The following is a 19770-nucleotide window of genomic DNA, read 5'->3' on the forward strand; positions in this document are numbered from 1 at the left end:
TCAGGCCAGGATGTCGCGGGTGGTGAAGCGGGCCCAGGCCGCGGAGCCGAACACGGCGACGTAGAGGGCCTGGAGCTGGAAGTTGCTGCGCATCTCGTCCCAGTAGACGGGGTCGCGGACCAGGTCGGCGAAGCTCAGCCAGTAGTGGGGGAAGAGGTAGGGCTGCACGGCGTGCAGTTGGGGGATGGTGTCGACGATCTGCACGGTGATCAGCAGCCCCACGGTCGTCGCCATGGCGGCGATGCCGCTGTTGGTGAGCGTGGAGATGAACAGGCCCAGCGCGGCGATGCCGGTGAGCGAGGCCGCCACGACCAGGGCGACCAGCAGGGCGCGCAGCAGTCCCTCGGAGAAGGGGACGGTCGTACCCGACAGCAGGGTGACGTCCCCGAGCGGGAAGAGCAACGCGCCGGTCACCAGGGCCGAGACGGCCACCACGAGGGTGCCGATCAGGCAGAAGGCCAGGACGGAGGCGTATTTGGAGACCAGCAGACGGGTGCGCCCGGCCGGGGCCACCAGCAGATAGCGCAGGGTGCCGGCGTTGGCCTCGCCGGCGACGGCGTCGCCGGCCACGACACCGATCGCCATGGGGAGGAAGAAGGGCAGCGTCGCGGCGAGCGAGGCGAAGACCAGGAAGAGACCGTTGTTGGTGATCAGCGCGACGAAGGCCGGGCCGCCCCCGCCGCCGCCACCGGCCGAGCCGCCGTCACCGGTCTCGATCCGCACCGCGACCCCGATGAGCACCGGGACCCCGGCCAGGACGGCCAGCAGGGCGAGGGTGCGCCAGCGGCGCAGCACGGTCACCAGTTCGCTGCGGAACAGCCCCAGCGAGCGGATCGGCCACAGCGACCTGGTCAGGGTGTCAGCCTGCGACATCGAAGCCCTCTCCGGTCAGCGCGACGAACGCGTCCTCAAGTGACGCCCGTTCGACGCCGAAGCCGCGGACGCGGACTCCGGCGGCGACCAGTGCGGCGTTGAGGTCGGCGAGTTCGGGGAGCGCCGCGGGGTCCTGCGGCAGCTCTCCGGTGACCCGGTCGCCGTCGGCGGCCAGACCGGTGACCCCCTGCTCCTTCAGCACCCGTACCGCCTCGGCGGGGTCGGGTGTGGTGACCACCAGGCGCCCGGCAGAGGACAGCGCCTCCACCGGGCCCTGGGTGATCAGCCTGCCGCGGGACATCACCGCGGCGTGGGTGCAGACCTGTTCGATCTCGTCGAGGAGGTGGGAGGAGAGGAAGACCGTGGTGCCGTCCGCCGCCAGCTCCCGGACCAGCGAGCGGATCTCCCGCATGCCCTGTGGGTCCAGGCCGTTGGTGGGCTCGTCCAGCACCAGCAGCTCGCGTGGGCGCAGCAGCGCGGCCGCCAGACCGAGCCGCTGCTTCATGCCGAGCGAGTAGGCGCGCGCCTTCTTGCCCGCGGCGGCGGCCAGGCCCACCCTCTCCAGCGCCGTGTCGACCCGTACCCCGCGGGTGCGGGGCACGGCGGTCGGATCGGCCGCGTCGAAGCGCAGCAGGTTGTCACGGCCGGAGAGGAAGCCGTAGAGGGCCGGGCCCTCGATCAGCGCGCCCACGCGCGGCAGGACGCTGCGCACCGCGCGCGGCATGGGCTCGCCAAGCACCCGTGCCGTGCCGGAGGTCGGGGCGATGAGCCCCATGAGCATGCGGATCGTCGTCGTCTTCCCGGAGCCGTTGGGCCCCAGGAAGCCGAAGACGCTGCCGCGGGGGACGGCCAGGTCAAGGCCGTCGACGGCGAGCTGTCCACCGCGGTACCGCTTGGTGAGCCCGCTCGTGGAGATCGCGTGCTCACCGCTCACGTGCTCACCGCTCACGTGCTCACCGGTCGCGTGCTCACCGGTCTGCGCGGACGGCTCCCCCATCGGCGCTCCTTCGCTCGGTGACGTGTCCTGCTCCGCGCCTTACCGTGCGGCCGCGTCCGCGGCCTTGATCAGGGCGTCCTGGGTCACGGTGCCCACGTAGACCTTGCCGCTGTCGGTGACCAGGGCGTTCACCAGGCGGGTGCTGACCACCGTGCCGGTGCCGAAGTCGCCCTTGACCTCCTTGCCGAAGGTGCCGAGCAGCCCCTGACCGCCGAGACCGGGCGCCTTGCCGCCGCCCTCGGACGGGGACGCGTTCAGCGCCTCCGGGGGCAGCTTCAGCTCGGCGATCGAGTCCCAGCCCTTGCCGAGGACGTCAAGGCCTTCCAGAGCGTCCGGGCCGCCGAGGTCACCGAACTCCTCGCGCGCCCCGCGGGCCTCCCGCCCGGTCTTCGCGTCCGCTTTCTCGCCGGCCTTCTCCGTCGTCACCTCGGCGCCCTTGGGCGGGGTGAAGTCGAAGGTCGAGGCGGCGGGCCGGGAAAAGTCGACCTTGGTGAAGGCGACGTCGACGATGGCCTTGCCGCCGCCCCTCGGGGCGAGGGTGAACTTCAGCGGCACACCGGTGGCGGCGTCGACGCCGATCCGGATCGACCCGACGGTGGAGTCCGTGGCCTTGGGCGTGACCACCAGCTGGTAGGCGTCGCGCCCGGCGATGCGCGCGGTGCCGTCCACCGTGACGGTGGAGCTGTCGTCCGCCGCGTCGAGGACCTTCTTCGCGGCCTCCTGCGGGGTGGCCGGCCAGCCCTCGGGCGCTTCGTGCCCGCTCTTGGCCCCGTCCTTGCCCTGAGCCTCCTGCGGGAGGCCGGTCAGGTGGTAGGCCTGGTTGCTGCCGCTGTCGTAGGCCCAGACCTCGTCGCCGTTGTGGATGAGGCTGTACTCCGCGGCGTTCCGCACGATCGACACCTTCTGCCGCTGCGGGCCGTCGGCCGCGACGCGCAGGGTGTGGGAGCCGGCCAGCAGCTCGGTCAGCTGCTCCTTCGGATCGGCCGAGGAGTCACCACGGCCGCCCGCACCGCCGCCGAACGGCCCGCCGGAGCCCGTGGCGCCGGTCAGCAGGGCCGGCAGGCCGAAGTCCGTGCTGATGCGGACCGAGCCGGAGACCGTCTCGGTGTCCGAGGCCGCGACCTTCGCGATCAGCTCCTCGGCCGTGATCTTGGGCAGATCGGGGCTGCCCACGCTCGCGAGCGCCGGTACGAGGCCGATGGTCGCCGCGGCGACCCCCGCGGCCGCCACCGGGACCGCGTAACGTATCGCCTTGGCCCGCCGCCGGGGCTCCCGGTCGTCGTCCATGGGCTGGATGGGTGCCATTACGTCCCTACCTCCGTTGTCAACGGCGGGTTCCCGTCAGCGTCGCAATCGTCCACCTCGGGCCATTGTCACCCGATCCGCCGTGTGGTGGTGCCTCTTATCCCATCAACACGGCCCCTCGGGCGCATCGCCCGACGGGATCAACTCGGCGTACGCCTCTGGGATGACGTCCCCTGACGCCAGCTCAGGGCAGAAGGCGTCCCGCACCCCCGTGGCCGCACAGGTCGGACGGACCGCGCGGGCCGCAGAGGCGGCGTGGGCGCCGGGAACGCGGCCCTGGCTCTGGGCTAGCCCGCGCGGTGCACCACCGCGTCGCAGAGGCCCTCCAGGGCCTGCTTGGCGGCGCAGTCGGGCAGCGGTGCCAGCAGGGCCCGCGCCTCGTCCGCATAGCGCACGGTGTCGCGCCGGGCCTGAGCCAGCGCCGGGTGGGCGCGCAGCAGCGCCAGAGCCTCGGCGTGCCGCCGGTCGTCCGTCAGATCGCCGTCCAGCAGTTCGCACAGCCGCCGGTCGTCCGCGGAGGCGAAGCCGCCCGCCTTGTCCACGGCCGTACGCAGGTGCAGCACCGGCAGGGTCGGCACGCCCTCCCGCAGGTCCGTGCCGGGGGTCTTGCCGGACTCGTGCGAGTCGCTGGCGATGTCCAGCACGTCGTCGGCGAGCTGGAAGGCCGTACCGATGCGCTCCCCGTACTGGGTGACGATGTCGACGACGCTCTCCTCGGCGCCCGACATCATCGCGCCGAAGCGGCACGAGACGGCGATCAGCGAGCTCGTCTTGCCGGCGATGACTTCCAGGTAGTGGTCGATCGGGTCGCGCCCGTCGCGCGGGCCGACGGTCTCCAGGATCTGCCCGGTGACCAGCCGCTCGAAGGCCTCGGCCTGGATGCGTACGGCCTCCGGCCCGAGGTCGGCCAGTATGTGCGAGGCCTTGGAGAAGAGGAAGTCGCCGGTCAGCACGGCCACCGAGTTGTCCCAGCGGGCGTTGGCGCTCGGCACGCCGCGCCGCACCTCGGCCTCGTCCATGACGTCGTCGTGGTACAGCGTGGCCAGGTGCGTCAGCTCCACCACCACGGCCGACGGCACGATGCCGGGCGCATGCGGATCGCCGAACTGGGCTGCCAGCAGCACCAGCAGGGGACGGAACCGCTTCCCGCCCGCGTGCACGAGGTGCCGGGCCGCCTCCGTGATGAACCGCACATCGCTCTTGGTGGCCTCCATGAGGCCTTCCTCGACGGCGGACAGCCCGGCCCGGATCCCGGACTCGAGGTCCTCATCCATTACGCTCAGCCCGAAGGGCCCGACGACGGTCGTCACCTGGGATTCTCCTGTCGCTGAGATCGCTTCTGCGGCTTGCGGCGTGGCGCTGTACTACACCGGCAGCGTAACCGGTCGCCTCTCGATCACTGCGAGGGCATGGCCCCCTCGGGCCACTACGCCCGGTTTTGCCCGCGTGTGCGGCCGGACTTTCCCGGCCCGCGACCGGCCCGAGCCCGGCCCACACCGGCTTTCCGCCCGTCCACGGGGACCACCGCCGCCCCGCACGTCCCCTGACGAGGCACCGCGGCCGCCTCCGCGAGGAACCCGCGCCCTTGTCACTCCTTCCCCGAGAGCCGCCCCCCATGCCCGACCGCCGCGGGCCCCCGGCGCGCACGGCGAACGGCGCGGCCCCCGCCAAGTGCGGGGCGCCGCGCCGTGGATGGCCGTGCGCCGGAACGCGCCTAGCGCCCGTACGCCTTCGCCACCGCCGCCGCCAGTCGCGGCGAGGCCCACTCCGTACCGCACACGAAGCGCAGCACCGGCCCGAAGGTGGCCGCGGCGGGCAGACCGGTGAAATACATCCCCGGGACGGAGGAACCGAAGTCGGCGCCCAGCCGGGGTGAGCCGCCGGTACGGGCCAGTTCGGCGCGCAGCTCGGGGCCGAGGAATTCCAGCGCCTCCAGGTCGACGCGGTAGCCGGTGGCGGCCATCACGTGGTCGGCGCGGAACTCGGCCGCGCGGCCACCGGGCGCGGCGGTGGACAGCACGACCTTGCCGTCCTCGTCCAGGCGGGCGCTGCGCAGCGTGTGGCCCTCGCTGACGGCGACCTTGCCCTCGAAGCGCTCACGCAGCCACCATGCGCCCAGCGGGCCCAGTACGCGGCGTACGAGGTAGAGCCGCAGGGGCGCGGGCAGGCCGCGGAAGTACCCGGCGTGGTGGCTGAAGGCGTACAGGGACCAGGCCCGCCCGAAGGGCGACTCGGGCCGCAGGCGCGGCTGCCGGTCCGGCGGGGCTCCGAAACCCACGGCGCGCCGTCCGCGGGCCAGCAGCCGTACGGTGGCGCCCGCCTCGGCGAGCAGCGCCGCGCTCTCCAGGGCCGACTGCCCTGCGCCGACGACCACCACCGCGCGTCCGGCGAGCCGGCCCGGGTCGGTGTGCTGGGAGCTGTGGGAGACGGGCCCGGCCGCGGACGGCCCGTCGGGGGTGACGCGGCGCAGCACGTCGGGCGTGTGCGCGAAGCCGTGCAGCCCGCTGGCGACGACGACCGCCCGGGCCCGGAACTGCTCGCCGGAGTCCAGCTTGAGCTCGAAGCCCCCGCCGCCGGCCCGGTCCACGGACACCACCCTGACCTGCTCCAGATCGGGCACGAGCCGCTGCTGGAACCAGTGGCCGTAGCGGACGAAGGTCTCGGCGGGGACGAGGTCCCAGTCGGTGACCAGCGGCCGCTCCCCGGCGTCCAGGCAGAAGTCGCGCAGGGTGTGCCCCGGCCGGGCGGCGGAGATGTCGGAGGCGGCGGGGGTGGACTTCAGCACCATGGCGGAGGGCATGTTCTCCCGCCAGCTGACCATGGGGTCGCCGAAGGTGCGTACGGGGACGCCCCGTTCGCGCAGGTGTGCGGCGGTGGACAGTCCGTAGGGGCCGGCGCCGATCACGGCAACGGGCGTCGTCATGGGTGTTCCCTTCGCATCGCGGTTCGACGTCGCGACCGGTACATCTGCATCAGGTGCCGGGCGCCCGGCCGTACGAAGCGGGCGAGCATGGTGACGAACGGCCCCAGGTCGTCGGCGGCCAGCCAGGCCAGCTCGGTGCGGCCGGCGCGGGCGGGGGCGTGGGGCGTGGTGTAACCGCTGCGGCGGTAGGCCAGGAGGGCGGGCAGGTCGATGTTCTCCACGACGAAGCGCCGGCCCTCCGGCTGCCCTGCCCGGGGGATCTCCCGCCCCGTCAGGTCGAGGTGCTGCGCGCGGACGACGTCGATCCCGGCCTCGGATTCGAAGAGCCGGAACTGGGCGCCCATGCGGGGATTGAAGTCGAGCAGTTTGTAGCGGCCGTCGCGGCGGTCGTAGCGCCAGTCGAGGTCGGCGATGCCCCGGAATCCGATGGCCGCGCAGAAACGGCGGGCCATTGCGGCAAGTTCCGGATTGGCCACCACATAGGCGCAGGCCGTCATCCCGGCGTGCGGCGGCCAGGAACGCACCTTGACGCCGGTGAAGAGCACGGGCTCCGTCCCGCCGGGCCCGAAGTAGGCGTGGACGATCCAGTCCTCGACCTCCTCGCGCGGCAGGTACTCCTGCAGGATCACGCCGGGCCTCGGTCCCCAGCCGCGGGCCAGGGCCAGCAGCTCCTCCGCGTCGTCGATACGGGTGGTGCCGGGCACGGCGGGTGTGCGGCGCCGCTCGAAGGCCTCCCGGTTCTTGGCGACGACCGGGAAGCGAGCGTCCGCCGCGAACTTCTCGACCTCCTCCGGCGAGTCGGGGAAGGCCGACCGCGGGGTCGGCACCCCGTGCCGGACGCACAGCTCGTGCAGGCCCTGCTTGCTGGCCAGGCGCCGGGACAGCCCGGGGTCGTCGGTGCGCGGGAAGAGGAAGAGGCCCTCCAGTTCGGCGGCGTGCTCGGCGATGAGCACGGCCGCCTCCTCGTCGGTCGGGATGAGCACCGTGGGGCGCCCGATCCGGTGGCCTATCCGGCGCAGCCCCTCGACCAGGCGCTCCGCGGGCTCCAGTCCGGTGGTCGGCCAGACGAAGCGACCGCGCAGGTAGCGGGAGGCCGCGGCGGGTGTGTGCCGGTCCTCGGTGACGGCGTACATGGGGACCCCGAGCCTCCCCAGACTGCGGATCGCCCCCACGCCGCCATGGTGCAGCGGATAGTTTCCGATCTTCACGATCAGTCCCGGCACTGCAGGGTCGACCGCGAACGCGGACTTCACCACGTAATCCCCCCAATGGTCACGGTATTGATCGGCCCCTCCCGACCGTGACCCGAAAGGAAGCTAAGCCCGAATTGACCGGTACCGCAAGACTTTTCCGGACATTGCGAACTCTTTAGACAATCGAGAAGAGCTGTTCACCATGGCATCAAGTGGCCCAATTCATCGGGGTGTCGCGGGCGAACGCAGGTCAGAAAGCCGCTACGGAAACCGGATTGGCGCGATGAGGCCGTGACGGGCCGCGGCGGCCCGGGCCCCGGCGGCCGGCCCGCGGCAGCACGACGCCCCGCGACCGGGGAGCCGGTCACGGGGCGCTCGGGCCGTGCGAGGGGTCAGCGGACGAAGACGCCCGCCTGGTTCGCGAGGTCCAGGAAGTACTGGGGCGCGACACCCAGCACCAGGGTGACGGCCACACCCACCGCGATGGCCGTGGACGTCAGCGGCGAGGGCACGGCGACCGTGGGGCCGTCGGCCTTCGGCTCGCTGAAGAACATCAGCACGATGACCCGGATGTAGAAGAACGCCGCGATGGCGGACGAGATCACACCCACGATCACCAGCGGCATCGCACCGCCCTGAGCGGCGGCGCTGAAGACCGCGAACTTCCCGGCGAAGCCCGAGGTCAGCGGGATGCCGGCGAAGGCGAGCAGGAAGACCGCGAAGACCGCGGCCACCAGCGGGGAACGACGGCCCAGACCCGCCCAGCGCGACAGGTGCGTGGCCTCCCCGCCGGCGTCGCGCACCAGCGTGACGACCGCGAAGGCGCCCAGCGTCACGAAGGAGTACGCCGCCAGGTAGAAGAGCACCGAGGAGACGCCCTCCGGCGTGGTCGCGATGACACCCGCCAGGATGAACCCGGCGTGCGCGATCGAGGAGTACGCGAGCAGGCGCTTCACGTCGGTCTGGGTGACCGCCACGATCGCGCCGACCAGCATCGTGAGGATCGCCACGCCCCACAGCACCGGTCGCCAGTCCCAGCGCAGCTCCGGCAGCACCACGTAGAGCAGCCGCAGCAGCGCGCCGAAGGCGGCGACCTTGGTGGCCGCGGCCATGAAGCCGGTGACCGGGGTCGGCGCGCCCTCGTAGACGTCGGGCGTCCACATGTGGAACGGCACGGCGCCCACCTTGAACAGCAGGCCCATGCCGACCAGCGCGGCGCCGATCAGCAGCAGCGCGTCGTTGCCCGCCGAGTCGGCCAGGGCCGGGTTGAGCTTGGCGGTGCCGTCGACGACCGACGCGATGCCGGAGTAGGAGACGGTGCCCGCGTAGCCGTAGAGCAGGGCGATGCCGAAGAGCAGGAAGGCGGAGGAGAAGGCGCCCAGCAGGAAGTACTTGACCGCCGCCTCCTGCGACATCAGGCGGCGGCGCCGGGCGAGGGCGCAGAGCAGGTAGAGCGGGAGGGAGAAGACCTCCAGGGCCACGAAGAGCGTCAGCAGGTCGTTGGCCGCCGGGAAGATCAGCATGCCGCCGATGGCGAACATCAGCAGCGGGAAGACCTCCGTGGTGGTGAAACCGGCCCGGACGGCGTCCTTCTCCTGGTCGCTGCCGGGCACCGCGGAGCCCTGCGCGGCGAAGGAGTCGACGTGCCGGCCGTGCGCCTTGGGGTCGAGCCGGCGCTCGGCGAAGGTGAACACCCCGACCATGCCCACCAGCAGGATCGTGCCCTGCAGGAAGAGGGCCGGGCCGTCGACGGCGACCGCGCCCATGGCCGCGATGTGCGCCTTCGTCGTGGCGTAGCCGCCCGCCGCGAGCGCCACGACCGCGGCGAAGGCGGCGGCCATGCCGACGACCGCGAGGCCGACCTGCCCGGTGTAGCGGAACCGCCGCGGCAGGAACGCCTCGAGGAGGATGCCCAGGATGGCCACACCGAAGACGATCAGGACCGGAGCGAGCTGGGCGTACTCGATCTTCGGCGCGTTGATCTTGTCGGCGGCGAGCGGTGCCGCCGTTGTCCACAGGCTGTGGACAGCAACTGTGCTGCTCACTTGGATGCCTCCAGCGCCGGCTTGGGGTCGGTCTTGTGCACGTCGGAGAGCGTCTGCTGCACCGCCGGATTGACGACGTCGGTCAGCGGCTTCGGGTACACCCCGAGCACGATCAGCAGCGCGATCAGCGGCGCCACGACGGCCAGTTCCCGGACCTTCAGGTCGGGCATCCCCTGCACCTCGGCCTTCACCGGGCCGGTCATCGTCCGCTGGTAGAGGACGAGGACGTACAGCGCGGCGAGGACGATGCCGGTGGTGGCGATGATCCCGACGGCCGGGTAGCGGCTGAACGTCCCGACGAGGACGAGGAACTCGCTGACGAAGGGCGCGAGCCCCGGCAGCGACAGGGTGGCCAGACCGCCGATCAGGAAGGTGCCGGCCAGCACCGGGGCCACCTTCTGCACCCCGCCGTAGGACGCGATGAGGCGGGAGCCGCGGCGGGAGATCAGGAAGCCCGCGACCAGCATCAGCGCGGCGGTGGAGATGCCGTGGTTGACCATGTACAGCGTCGCCCCGCCCTGGCCCTGGGAGGTCATCGCGAAGATGCCCAGGATGATGAAGCCGAAGTGGGAGATCGACGCGTAGGCGATCAGCCGCTTGATGTCGCGCTGGCCGAGCGCGAGCAGTGCGCCGTAGACGATGCTGATCAGCGCCAGCACCAGGATCACCGGCGTCGCCCACTTGCTGGCCTCGGGGAAGAGCTGGAGGCAGAAGCGGAGCATCGCGAAGGTGCCGACCTTGTCGACGACCGCGGTGATGAGCACCGCGACCGGCGCCGTGGACTCGCCCATGGCGTTGGGCAGCCAGGTGTGCAGCGGGAACAGCGGTGCCTTGACCGCGAAGGCGAAGAAGAAGCCCAGGAACAGGGCGCGTTCCGCGGTGGTGGACATGTCGAGCTCACCGGCCGCCCGGGCCTGCAGGATCTCCTGGAGGGAGAAGGTGCCCTGGCCGAGCTGGTCGGCGGTGACGGCGTACAGCCCGATGACCGCGGCCAGCATGATGAGTCCGCCGGCCAGGTTGTAGAGCAGGAACTTCACCGCCGCGTACGAGCGCTGACGGGCCGCCTCCTCCTCGCCGTGCTCGTGCGCACGGTCCCCGAAGCCGCCGATGAGGAAGTACATCGGGATGAGCATGGCCTCGAAGAAGATGTAGAAGAGGAAGACGTCCGTGGCCTCGAAGGAGATGATCACCATCGCCTCGACCAGCAGGATCAGCGCGAAGAAGCCCTGGGTGGGCCGCCAGCGGCGGTTGGGGTTCTTCTCCTCCAGAGGGTCGGCGTCGTGCCAGCCCGCCGCGATGACGAACGGTACGAGCAGCGCGGTCAGCCCGATGAGCGCGACGGCGATGCCGTCCACGCCGAGTTCGTAGCGGACCCCGAAGTCGGCGATCCACGCATGGGACTCGGTGAGCTGGTACCGGGCCCCGCCCGGGTCGAAGCGCACGAAGGCGATCGCGGCCAGCACGAGCGTCGCCAGCGAGACGGCCAGCGCGAGCCACTTGGCGGCCCCGCGCCGCGCCGCCGGCACGGCGGCGGTGGCGATCGCGCCGAGCGCCGGCAGGCCGGCGGTCAGCGTGAGCAGGGGGAAGGACATCAGGCAACACCCCTCATCAGCAGCGTCGCGGCGACCAGCACCGCGGTGCCCGCCAGCATCGACACGGCGTAGCTGCGCACATAACCGTTCTGGAGACGCCGCATCCGGCCGGAGAGGCCGCCGACGGCGGCCGCGGTGCCGTTGACGACGCCGTCCACACCCTTGTGGTCCACGTAGACCAGCCCGCGGGTGAGGTACTCGCCGGGCAGCACCAGGGCGACGTGGTTGAAGTCGTCCTGGAGCAGGTCGCGCCGGGCGGCGCGGGTGAGCCAGCTGGCGCGCGGGGCGACGGAGGGGACGGGGCGGCGCCCGTACATGGCCCAGGCGAGGCCCACGCCGAGCACCATCACCACCATCGTGGCGCCGGTGACGGCCGCCGCGCCCATCGGCGGGTGGCCCTCCTCGAAGCTGGTGACCGGCTCCAGCCAGGTCACGAAGGCCTCGTTCCAGCTGAAGAGGAATCCGGCGAAGACGGAGCCGAAGGCCAGGACGACCATGGGGATCGTCATCGACTTCGGCGACTCGTGCGGGTGCGGCTCATGGCCCTCGGCGTCCGGCTCCCAGCGCTTCTCGCCGAAGAAGGTCATCAGCATCACGCGGGTCATGTAGAACGCGGTGATCCCCGCGCCCAGCAGGGCCGCGCCACCGAGGATCCAGCCCTCGGTGCCGCCCTTGGCGAAGGCGGCCTCGATGATCTTGTCCTTGGAGAAGAAGCCGGACAGGCCCGGGAAGCCGATGATCGCCAGGTAGCCGAGGCCGAACGTGACGAAGGTGACCGGCATGTACTTCCGCAGGCCCCCGTACTTGCGCATGTCCACCTCGTCGTTCATGCCGTGCATGACCGATCCGGCGCCGAGGAAGAGCCCGGCCTTGAAGAAGCCGTGGGTGACCAGGTGCATGATCGCGAAGACGTAGCCGATCGGGCCGAGGCCCGCGGCCATCACCATGTAGCCGATCTGCGACATCGTCGAGCCGGCCAGGGCCTTCTTGATGTCGTCCTTCGCGCAACCGACGATCGCACCGAACAGGAGGGTGACCGCGCCGACCGTCACCACGGCCACCTGGGCGGTGGGCGCGGCGTCGAAGATCGCGCCGGAGCGGGTGATCAGGTAGACGCCGGCGGTCACCATCGTCGCCGCGTGGATCAGGGCCGAGACCGGGGTCGGGCCCTCCATCGCGTCGCCGAGCCAGGACTGCAGCGGGACCTGCGCCGACTTGCCGCAGGCGGCGAGCAGCAGCATCAGGCCGATGCCGGTGAGGACTCCCTCACCCGCGCCGTCCACGGCTCCGAGGACCGGCCCGAAGGTGAAGGTGCCGAAGGTGGTGAACATCAGCATGATCGCGATCGACAGGCCGACGTCGCCGACGCGGTTGACGATGAAGGCCTTCTTGGCCGCGGTCGCCGCGCTGGGCTTGTGCTGCCAGAAGCCGATCAGCAGGTACGAGGCGAGGCCCACGCCCTCCCAGCCGACGTACAGCAGCAGGTAGTTGTCGGCGAGGACCAGCAGGAGCATCGCCGCGAGGAAGAGGTTGAGGTAGCCGAAGAAGCGGCGGCGCCGCTCGTCGTGCTCCATGTAGCCGATCGAGTAGATGTGGATGAGCGTGCCCACACCCGTGATCAGCAGGGCGAACGTCATCGACAGCTGGTCGAGCTGGAAGGCCACGTCCGCCTTGAAGCTGCCGACGGAGATCCAGGTGAACGCGGTCGAGTGCAGCGCGCGGTCCTCGCCGCCGCGACCGAGCATGTCGAAGAAGAGCACCGCCGCGACGACGAAGGACGACCCCGCGAGCACGGTGCCGATCCAGTGGCCCGTACGGTCCAGCCTCCGTCCGCCGGTGAGCAGCACACCGGCGCCCAGCAGCGGCAGGAGGACGAGCCATCCGATCAAGTAGTCCACTGTCGCTACCCCTTAGAGCTTCATCAGGCTGGCGTCGTCGACCGAGGCCGAGTGGCGGGAGCGGAAGATCGTCACGATGATCGCCAGACCCACGACGACCTCCGCGGCGGCGACGACCATCGTGAAGAAGGCGATGATCTGGCCGTCGAGGTTGCCGTGCATGCGGGAGAAGGTGACGAACGCCAGGTTGGCGGCGTTCAGCATCAGCTCGACGCACATGAAGACGATGATCGCGTTGCGCCGGATCAGCACCCCGGCGGCGCCGATGGTGAACAGCAGCGCCGACAGGTACAGGTAGTTGACCGGATTCACTTCGACGCCTCCTCGGAGCGCTGTTCCAGCTCGGCGACCTTGGCGACCGACTCCGCGGACACGTCCCGGTACTGGCCGCGGCCGCGCAGCGTCGGGCTGACGCTGAGCTCCGAGACCGTGCCGTCCGGCAGCAGGCCGGGGACGTCGACCGCGTTGTTGCGGGCGTAGACGCCGGGCGCGGGGAGCGGGGTGATCTGCTTGCCCTCGCGCACGCGCCGCTCGGCGAGCTCGCGCTGGGTGGCGCGGGCCTCGGTGCGCTCGCGGTGGGTGAGGACCATCGCGCCGACGGCGGCGGTGATGAGCAGCGCGCCGGTGATCTCGAAGGCCCACACGTACTTGGTGAAGATCAGGGAGGCGAGTCCCTCGACGTTGCCGCCGGCGTTGGCCTGGCCGAGCCCCTGGAAGTTCTTGATCGAGGCGTTGGCGATGCCGGCGATCAGCAGCACGCCGAAGCCGAGTCCGGCCCCGGCGGCCAGCCAGCGCTGCCCCTTCAGCGTCTCCTTGAGCGAGTCGGCGGCGGTGATGCCGACCAGCATGACGACGAAGAGGAAGAGCATCATGATCGCGCCGGTGTAGACGACGATCTGGACGACCCCGAGGAAGTACGCGCCCTGGGCCAGGTAGAAGACCGCCAAAACGATCATCGTCCCGGCGAGCGACAGCGCGCTGTGCACGGCCTTCTTCATCAGTACGGTCGCGAGCGCGCCCAGCACTGCGACGGTGCCGAGCACCCAGAACTGGACCGCCTCCCCGGTGGAGGTGGTGTAAGCGGCCAGCGTGGTCACGCCGTTCATGCCTCGCCTCCCGTCCCGGCCGGAGCGGCGGCACCGGTCGCGGGGACCTGCGCGCCCGCCGCGCCTTCGCCGTCCCGGTCGCCCGGCTCCGTCTCGTCCGGCTTCTCGCCCTTGGAGACCGCGACCTGGCGCTCGGTCCCGGGGGCCGCGTGGGTCACCGCGCCGCGGTAGTAGTCGCCCTCGTCCATGCCGGGGAAGATCGCGTGCGGGGTGTCGACCATGTTCTCGTCCAGGCCCGCGAGCAGCTGCTCCTTGGTGAAGATCAGCGACTCGCGGCTGCTGTCGGCGAGTTCGTACTCGTTGGTCATGGTCAGGGCGCGCGTCGGGCAGGCCTCGATGCACAGCCCGCACAGGATGCAGCGGGCGTAGTTGATCTGGTAGACGCGGCCGTAGCGCTCGCCCGGCGAGTAGCGCTCCTCGTCGGTGTTGTCGGCGCCCTCGACGTAGATCGCGTCCGCCGGGCAGGCCCAGGCGCACAGCTCGCAGCCCACGCACTTCTCCAGCCCGTCCGGGTGCCGGTTCAGCTGGTGGCGGCCGTGGAACCGCGGCGCGGTCGGCTTCTTCTCCTCGGGGTACTGCTCGGTCAGGCGCTTCTTGAACATGGCCTTGAAGGTCACGCCGAAGCCCGCGACCGGGCCCAGGAACTCAGGCATCGTCGGCCTCCTTGCCTACGAGTTGACGCTCCGCACGGGACGGCCGCCGCGGGACGGGCGGCAGCTCCTGGCCGGGCAGCGGCGGCACGGGGAACCCGCCCGCCATGGGATCGAACGGCTCCTGCGGCCCGGCCTGTTCGGCCGCCTCCCGGGCCTTGTCGCCGCGGTCGCGGAAGACGTCGAAGACCAGCGAGAGCAGGAGCAGCAGGACCACGCCGCCGCCGACGTAGAGCACGATCGACTGGAAGTCGTAGTTCTCGTTGCGCAGCGCCCGGACGGTGGCGACCAGCATCAGCCACACCATCGAGACCGGGATCAGGACCTTCCAGCCCAGCTTCATCAACTGGTCGTAGCGGACGCGGGGCAGCGTGCCGCGCAGCCAGATGAAGAAGAAGAGCAGCAGCTGCACCTTGATCACGAACCAGAGCAGCGGCCACCAGCCGTGGTTGGCGCCCTCCCAGAAGGTGCTGATGGGCCACGGGGCCCGCCAGCCGCCCAGGAAGAGCGTGGTGGCCACCGCCGAGACGGTCACCATGTTCACGTACTCGGCGAGCATGAAGAGCGCGAACTTGATCGAGGAGTACTCGGTGTTGAAGCCGCCGACCAGGTCGCCCTCGGACTCGGGCATGTCGAACGGCGCGCGGTTGGTCTCGCCGACCATGGTGCCGATGTAGATGATGAAGGACACCGGCAGCAGCAGCACGTACCAGCGGTCCTCCTGCTGGGCGACGATCTGCGAGGTCGACATCGAGCCGGAGTAGAGGAAGACCGACGCGAAGGCGACGCCCATCGCGATCTCGTAGGAGATCATCTGCGCGCAGGAGCGCAGACCGCCGAGGAGCGGGTACGTCGAGCCGGAGGACCAGCCGGCCAGCACGATGCCGTAGATGCCGACGGAGGCGGTGGCCAGGATGTAGAGGACGCCGATCGGCAGGTCGGTGAGCTGCATCGGCGTGCGGTGGCCGAAGATGGAGATCTCGTTGCCCGCCGGGCCGAAGGGGATCACCGCGACCGCCATGAAGGCCGGGATGGCCGCCACGATCGGGGCCAGCACGTAGACGACCTTGTCGGCCTTCTTGACGATCAGGTCTTCCTTGAGCATCAGCTTGATGCCGTCGGCGAGCGACTGGAGCATGCCCCAGGGGCCGTGCCGGTTGGGGCCGATGCGCAGCTGCATCCACGCGACGACCTTGCGCTCCCACACGATGGAGAAGAGCACGGTCACCATCAGGAACGCGAAGCAGAAGACCGCCTTGATGGCGATCAGCCACCACGGGTCCCGCCCGAACAGGGACAGGTCCTCGGCGGCGAGCGTGGTCAGTCCCGTCACGGGGTCACCTCCGGTGCGGCAGCGGTGTCCACGGCGGCCGGGGCGATCCGGACGATCTGGCCCGGCAGCGCGCCGGTGTCCGAGGCGACTCCCCCGCCGGCCGAGTTGAGGGGCACCCACACGACGCGGTCGGCCATCGCCGTCACCTGCAGCGGCAGCCGGACGGTGCCCAGCGGGCCGGACACCTCCAGCGGCTCGCCGTCGGCGACGCCGATCTCCTTGGCGGTGGTCGCCGACACGCGGGCGACCGCCGGGTGGCGGGTGCCGGCGAGGGCGTCGTCGCCCTGTTGCAGCAGGCCCTGGTCGAGCAGCAGCCGGTGGCCCGCGAGGACCGCCTCGCCGCTGCCGGGCTTCGGCAGCGGCCGGCCGGTCTCCTGCGGGGCCGCGGCACGCGGGCCCTCGTACGGGGCGAGCCGGGAGAGCTCGGCGCGGGCCGAGCTCACGTCGGCGAGCCCGAGGGTGACGTCCATCGCGTCGGCCACCATGGTCAGCACCCGGGCGTCCGGGTACTGGTGGCGCTGGACCTGCTGGGCCGGCTTGATCGCGGCCTCGAAGAGCCGTACGCGGCCCTCCCAGTTGAGGAAGGTGCCGGCCTTCTCGGCGACCGCGGCGACCGGAAGGACGACGTCCGCCCGCTCGGTGACCTCGCCGGGACGCTGCTCCAGGCTGACCACGAAGCCCGCCGCGTCCAGGGCCGCGCGGGCCAGGGCCGGGTCGGGCAGGTCGGCCGGCTCGACGCCGCCGACCAGCAGCGCGCCGAGCTCGCCGCTTACGGCCGCCTCCAGGATCCCGCCGGTGTCGCGGCCGTGGCGGGACGGGAGCGTGGCCACGCCCCAGACCTCGGCGACCTCGTCGCGGGCCCGCGGGTCGGTGACGGGGCGGCCGCCGGGCAGCAGCCCGGGCAGGGCGCCCGCCTCGACGGCACCGCGCTCGCCCGCGCGGCGCGGGATCCACGCCAGCCGGGCGCCGGTGGCCTGGGCGAACCGCACGACCGCGGTCAGCGCGCCGGGGACGGCCGCCAGCCGCTCGCCCACCAGGACGACCGAGCCCTCGGCGCGCAGCGCCTGATGGGCGGTACGGCCGTTGCCGTCCAGCCCGACGCTCCCCCTGGCTTCGCCGGAGGTACCCCCACCGGCCAGGGCGTCCAGCCACTCGGTCTCGGTGCCGGGCGCGGCGGGCAGCAGGGTGCCGCCCGCCTTCTCCAGCCCGCGGGTGGCGTAGGGGGCCAGCGCGAAGGTGCGCTGCTTGTGCTTGCGCCAGGCCTTGCGGAGCCGCAGGAAGACGCCGGGCGCCTCCTCCTCGGCCTCCAGTCCGGCCAGCAGTACGGCGGGGGCCTTCTCCAGCAGGGTGTAGGTGACCCCGTCGCCGGACAGGTCCCGCCCGCGGCCCGCGACGACGGCCGCCAGGAAGTCGGCCTCCTCAGCGGAGTGCGCGCGGGCCCGGAAGTCGACGTCGTTGGTGTCGAGGGCGACGCGGGCGAACTTGGCGTAGGCGTAGGCGTCCTCGACGGTGAGCCGGCCGCCGGTCAGCACGCCCGTGCGGCCCCGGGCCGCCGCGAGCCCGCGGGCCGCGGCCTCCAGCGCCTCGGGCCAGCTCGCGGTCTCCAGTTCACCGGTGTCGGCGTTGCGGACCAGCGGGGTGGTGAGCCGCTCGGGGCGCTGCGCGTAGCGGAACCCGAAGCGGCCCTTGTCGCAGATCCACTCCTCGTTGACCTCGGGGTCGTCCTGCGCGAGCCGGCGCATGACCTTGCCGCGCCGGTGGTCGGTACGGGTGGCGCAGCCGCCCGCGCAGTGCTCGCACACGCTCGGCGAGGAGACCAGGTCGAAGGGCCGCGACCGGAAGCGGTAGGCCGCCGAGGTCAGGGCACCCACCGGGCAGATCTGGATGGTGTTGCCGGAGAAGTACGACTGGAAGGGGTCGCCCTCGCCGGTGCCGACCTGCTGCAGGGCGCCGCGCTCCAGCAGTTCGATCATCGGGTCGCCGGCGACCTGCTGCGAGAAGCGGGTGCAGCGCGCGCACAGCACGCAGCGCTCCCGGTCCAGCAGCACCTGGGTGGAGATCGGGACCGGCTTCTCGTAGGTCCGCTTGCGGCCCTCGAAGCGGGTGTCGGCCTGGCCGGCGGACATCGCCTGGTTCTGCAGCGGGCACTCTCCGCCCTTGTCGCAGACCGGGCAGTCCAGCGGGTGGTTGATGAGCAGCAGCTCCATCACCCCGCGCTGGGCCTTGTCCGCGATGCCGGAGGTGAGCTGGGTCCTGACGACCATCCCGTCGGTGCAGGTGATCGTGCAGGACGCCATCGGCTTGCGCTGGCCCTCGACCTCGACGATGCACTGGCGGCAGGCGCCCACGGGGTCGAGGAGGGGATGGTCGCAGAAGCGCGGGATCTCGATGCCGATCATCTCGGCGGCACGGATCACCAGGGTGCCCTTGGGCACGGAGATCTCGACGCCGTCGATGCTGACGGACACCAGGTCCTCGGGCGGCACCGCCGCCTCACCGGAGGCGGCGTTGGTCGTGACGGTCACGCGTTCACCTCCAGGTGAGACTTGTCGGCCCAGACCGTGGACTTGGCCGGGTCGAAGGGGCAGCCGCGGCCCTCCAGGTGCTCCACGTACTCGTCGCGGAAGTACTGGAGGGAGGAGAAGATCGGGCTGGCCGCTCCGTCGCCGAGGGCGCAGAAGGACTTGCCGTTGATGTTGTCGGCGATGTCGGCGAGCTTGTCGAGGTCCGCCAGGGTGCCCTTGCCCGCCTCGATGTCGCGGAGCAACTGGACGAGCCAGTACGTGCCCTCGCGGCAGGGGGTGCACTTGCCGCAGGACTCGTGTGCGTAGAACTCGGTCCAGCGGGTGACGGCGCGCACCACGCAGGTCGTCTCGTCGAAGCACTGCAGCGCCTTGGTGCCGAGCATGGAGCCCGCGGCGCCGACGCCCTCGTAGTCCAGCGGGACGTCGAGGTGCTCGTCGGTGAACATCGGCGTCGAGGAGCCGCCCGGGGTCCAGAACTTGAGCCGGTGGCCGGGCCGCATGCCGCCGCTGAGGTTCAGCAGCTGGCGCAGCGTGACGCCCAGCGGGGCCTCGTACTGGCCGGGGTTGGCGACGTGGCCGCTGAGCGAGTACAGCGTGAAGCCCGGGGACTTCTCGCTGCCCATCGAGCGGAACCAGTCCTTGCCCTTGACCAGGATCGACGGTACCGACGCGATGGACTCGACGTTGTTGACCACCGTCGGGCAGGCGTACAGGCCCTCGACCGCCGGGAAGGGCGGGCGCAGCCGGGGCTGGCCGCGGCGTCCCTCCAGGGAGTCGAGCAGCGCGGTCTCCTCACCGCAGATGTACGCGCCGGCGCCGGCGTGCACGGTCAGCTCCAGGTCGAAGCCGCTGCCAAGGATGTTCTTGCCGAGCAATCCGGCCTCGTACGCCTCGGCCACGGCGTGGTGCAGCCGCCGAAGCACGGGCACGACCTCGCCGCGCAGGTAGATGAAGGCGTGGTGGGAGCGGATCGCGTGGCAGGCGATCACCATGCCCTCGATGAGCGAGTGCGGGTTGGCGAAGAGCAGCGGGATGTCCTTGCAGGTGCCCGGCTCCGACTCGTCCGCGTTGACGACGAGGTAGTGCGGCTTGCCGTCGCCCTGCGGGATGAACTGCCACTTCATCCCGGTGGGGAAGCCGGCGCCGCCGCGGCCGCGCAGGCCGGACTCCTTCACAAGGGCGATCACGTCGTCCGGGGGCATGGCCAGCGCCTTGCGCAGGCCCTCGTAGCCCTCGTGGCGGCGGTACGTGTCGAGGGTCCAGGACTGGGGATCGTCCCAGAAGGCCGAGAGAACGGGTGCCAGCACCTTCTCCGCCGAGTCGACCATGG

The 19770-nt window shown here is 71.6% G+C and carries 15 protein-coding genes; all 15 read right to left on the reverse strand.

Features of this window, described 5'->3' with window-relative positions; genetic code table 11:
• The 15 genes from PV342_RS19715 to nuoF all read right to left on the reverse strand — a co-directional run bounded on the left by PV342_RS19715 (window position 1) and on the right by nuoF (window position 19768).
• Window positions 1–873, reverse strand: a complete 873-nt coding sequence (locus tag PV342_RS19715; protein ID WP_400804353.1) for an ABC transporter permease — start codon at window positions 871–873, stop codon at window positions 1–3.
• Window positions 860–1870: an ABC transporter ATP-binding protein gene (locus PV342_RS19720; protein ID WP_500318092.1), complete on the reverse strand. Its 1011-nt coding sequence runs from the start codon at window positions 1868–1870 to the stop codon at window positions 860–862. The genes PV342_RS19715 and PV342_RS19720 overlap by 14 nt, the downstream gene beginning before the upstream one ends.
• 39 nt (window positions 1871–1909) lie before the next feature.
• Window positions 1910–3175, reverse strand: coding sequence for a LolA family protein (locus tag PV342_RS19725; RefSeq protein ID WP_400804348.1), 1266 nt, complete (start codon window positions 3173–3175; stop codon window positions 1910–1912).
• A 287-nt stretch (window positions 3176–3462) separates the two neighbouring features.
• The gene (locus tag PV342_RS19730) at window positions 3463–4449 is read right to left on the reverse strand and encodes a polyprenyl synthetase family protein (protein WP_037731593.1); all 987 of its coding nucleotides are present in this window, start codon (window positions 4447–4449) and stop codon (window positions 3463–3465) included.
• 440 nt (window positions 4450–4889) lie between these two features.
• Window positions 4890–6098 (reverse strand): FAD-dependent oxidoreductase, encoded by a 1209-nt coding sequence (locus tag PV342_RS19735; protein WP_500318094.1) that lies wholly within the window; start codon window positions 6096–6098, stop codon window positions 4890–4892.
• Window positions 6095–7306, reverse strand: coding sequence for a carboxylate--amine ligase (locus PV342_RS19740; protein WP_500318096.1), 1212 nt, complete (start codon window positions 7304–7306; stop codon window positions 6095–6097). Before PV342_RS19740 ends, PV342_RS19735 begins: the two co-directional genes overlap by 4 nt.
• Before the next feature lie 377 nt (window positions 7307–7683).
• Window positions 7684–9336 carry an NADH-quinone oxidoreductase subunit NuoN gene (gene nuoN, locus PV342_RS19745; protein ID WP_500318097.1) on the reverse strand — a complete coding sequence of 551 codons (1653 nt, stop codon included), beginning with the start codon at window positions 9334–9336 and terminating at the stop codon, window positions 7684–7686.
• Window positions 9333–10928, reverse strand: a complete 1596-nt coding sequence (locus PV342_RS19750) for an NADH-quinone oxidoreductase subunit M (RefSeq protein ID WP_400804333.1) — start codon at window positions 10926–10928, stop codon at window positions 9333–9335. Before PV342_RS19750 ends, nuoN begins: the two co-directional genes overlap by 4 nt.
• Window positions 10928–12826: an NADH-quinone oxidoreductase subunit L gene (gene nuoL / locus PV342_RS19755; protein WP_400804330.1), complete on the reverse strand. Its 1899-nt coding sequence runs from the start codon at window positions 12824–12826 to the stop codon at window positions 10928–10930. Before nuoL ends, PV342_RS19750 begins: the two co-directional genes overlap by 1 nt.
• Before the next feature lie 12 nt (window positions 12827–12838).
• Window positions 12839–13138, reverse strand: coding sequence for an NADH-quinone oxidoreductase subunit NuoK (gene nuoK, locus PV342_RS19760; protein ID WP_018558801.1), 300 nt, complete (start codon window positions 13136–13138; stop codon window positions 12839–12841).
• Window positions 13135–13932 (reverse strand): NADH-quinone oxidoreductase subunit J, encoded by a 798-nt coding sequence (locus PV342_RS19765; RefSeq protein WP_018558800.1) that lies wholly within the window; start codon window positions 13930–13932, stop codon window positions 13135–13137. Before PV342_RS19765 ends, nuoK begins: the two co-directional genes overlap by 4 nt.
• Window positions 13929–14585, reverse strand: a complete 657-nt coding sequence (gene nuoI / locus PV342_RS19770; protein ID WP_329186280.1) for an NADH-quinone oxidoreductase subunit NuoI — start codon at window positions 14583–14585, stop codon at window positions 13929–13931. Before nuoI ends, PV342_RS19765 begins: the two co-directional genes overlap by 4 nt.
• Window positions 14578–15915 carry an NADH-quinone oxidoreductase subunit NuoH gene (gene nuoH, locus PV342_RS19775; RefSeq protein ID WP_018558798.1) on the reverse strand — a complete coding sequence of 446 codons (1338 nt, stop codon included), beginning with the start codon at window positions 15913–15915 and terminating at the stop codon, window positions 14578–14580. Before nuoH ends, nuoI begins: the two co-directional genes overlap by 8 nt.
• Window positions 15912–18440, reverse strand: coding sequence for an NADH-quinone oxidoreductase subunit G (locus tag PV342_RS19780; protein ID WP_400804322.1), 2529 nt, complete (start codon window positions 18438–18440; stop codon window positions 15912–15914). Before PV342_RS19780 ends, nuoH begins: the two co-directional genes overlap by 4 nt.
• Window positions 18437–19768, reverse strand: a complete 1332-nt coding sequence (gene nuoF / locus PV342_RS19785) for an NADH-quinone oxidoreductase subunit NuoF (protein ID WP_386991663.1) — start codon at window positions 19766–19768, stop codon at window positions 18437–18439. The genes PV342_RS19780 and nuoF overlap by 4 nt, the downstream gene beginning before the upstream one ends.
• Window positions 19769–19770: the final 2 nt, after the last annotated feature.

The organism is Streptomyces sp. PA03-3a (genome assembly GCF_033792735.1).
GTDB lineage: Bacteria > Actinomycetota > Actinomycetes > Streptomycetales > Streptomycetaceae > Actinacidiphila.

Bases quoted from the DNA above. Each gene is read 5' to 3' on its own strand.
- PV342_RS19715 (WP_400804353.1), bottom strand. From the start codon at position 873: ATGTCGCAGGCTGACACCCTGACCAGGTCGCTGTGGCCGATCCGCTCG.
- PV342_RS19720 (WP_500318092.1), bottom strand. From the start codon at position 1,870: ATGGGGGAGCCGTCCGCGCAGACCGGTGAGCACGCGACCGGTGAGCAC.
- PV342_RS19725 (WP_400804348.1), bottom strand. From the start codon at position 3,175: ATGGCACCCATCCAGCCCATGGACGACGACCGGGAGCCCCGGCGGCGG.
- PV342_RS19730 (WP_037731593.1), bottom strand. From the start codon at position 4,449: ATGGATGAGGACCTCGAGTCCGGGATCCGGGCCGGGCTGTCCGCCGTC.
- PV342_RS19735 (WP_500318094.1), bottom strand. From the start codon at position 6,098: ATGACGACGCCCGTTGCCGTGATCGGCGCCGGCCCCTACGGACTGTCC.
- PV342_RS19750 (WP_400804333.1), bottom strand. From the start codon at position 10,928: ATGTCCTTCCCCCTGCTCACGCTGACCGCCGGCCTGCCGGCGCTCGGC.
- PV342_RS19765 (WP_018558800.1), bottom strand. From the start codon at position 13,932: ATGAACGGCGTGACCACGCTGGCCGCTTACACCACCTCCACCGGGGAG.
- nuoI (WP_329186280.1), bottom strand. From the start codon at position 14,585: ATGCCTGAGTTCCTGGGCCCGGTCGCGGGCTTCGGCGTGACCTTCAAG.
- nuoF (WP_386991663.1), bottom strand. From the start codon at position 19,768: ATGGTCGACTCGGCGGAGAAGGTGCTGGCACCCGTTCTCTCGGCCTTC.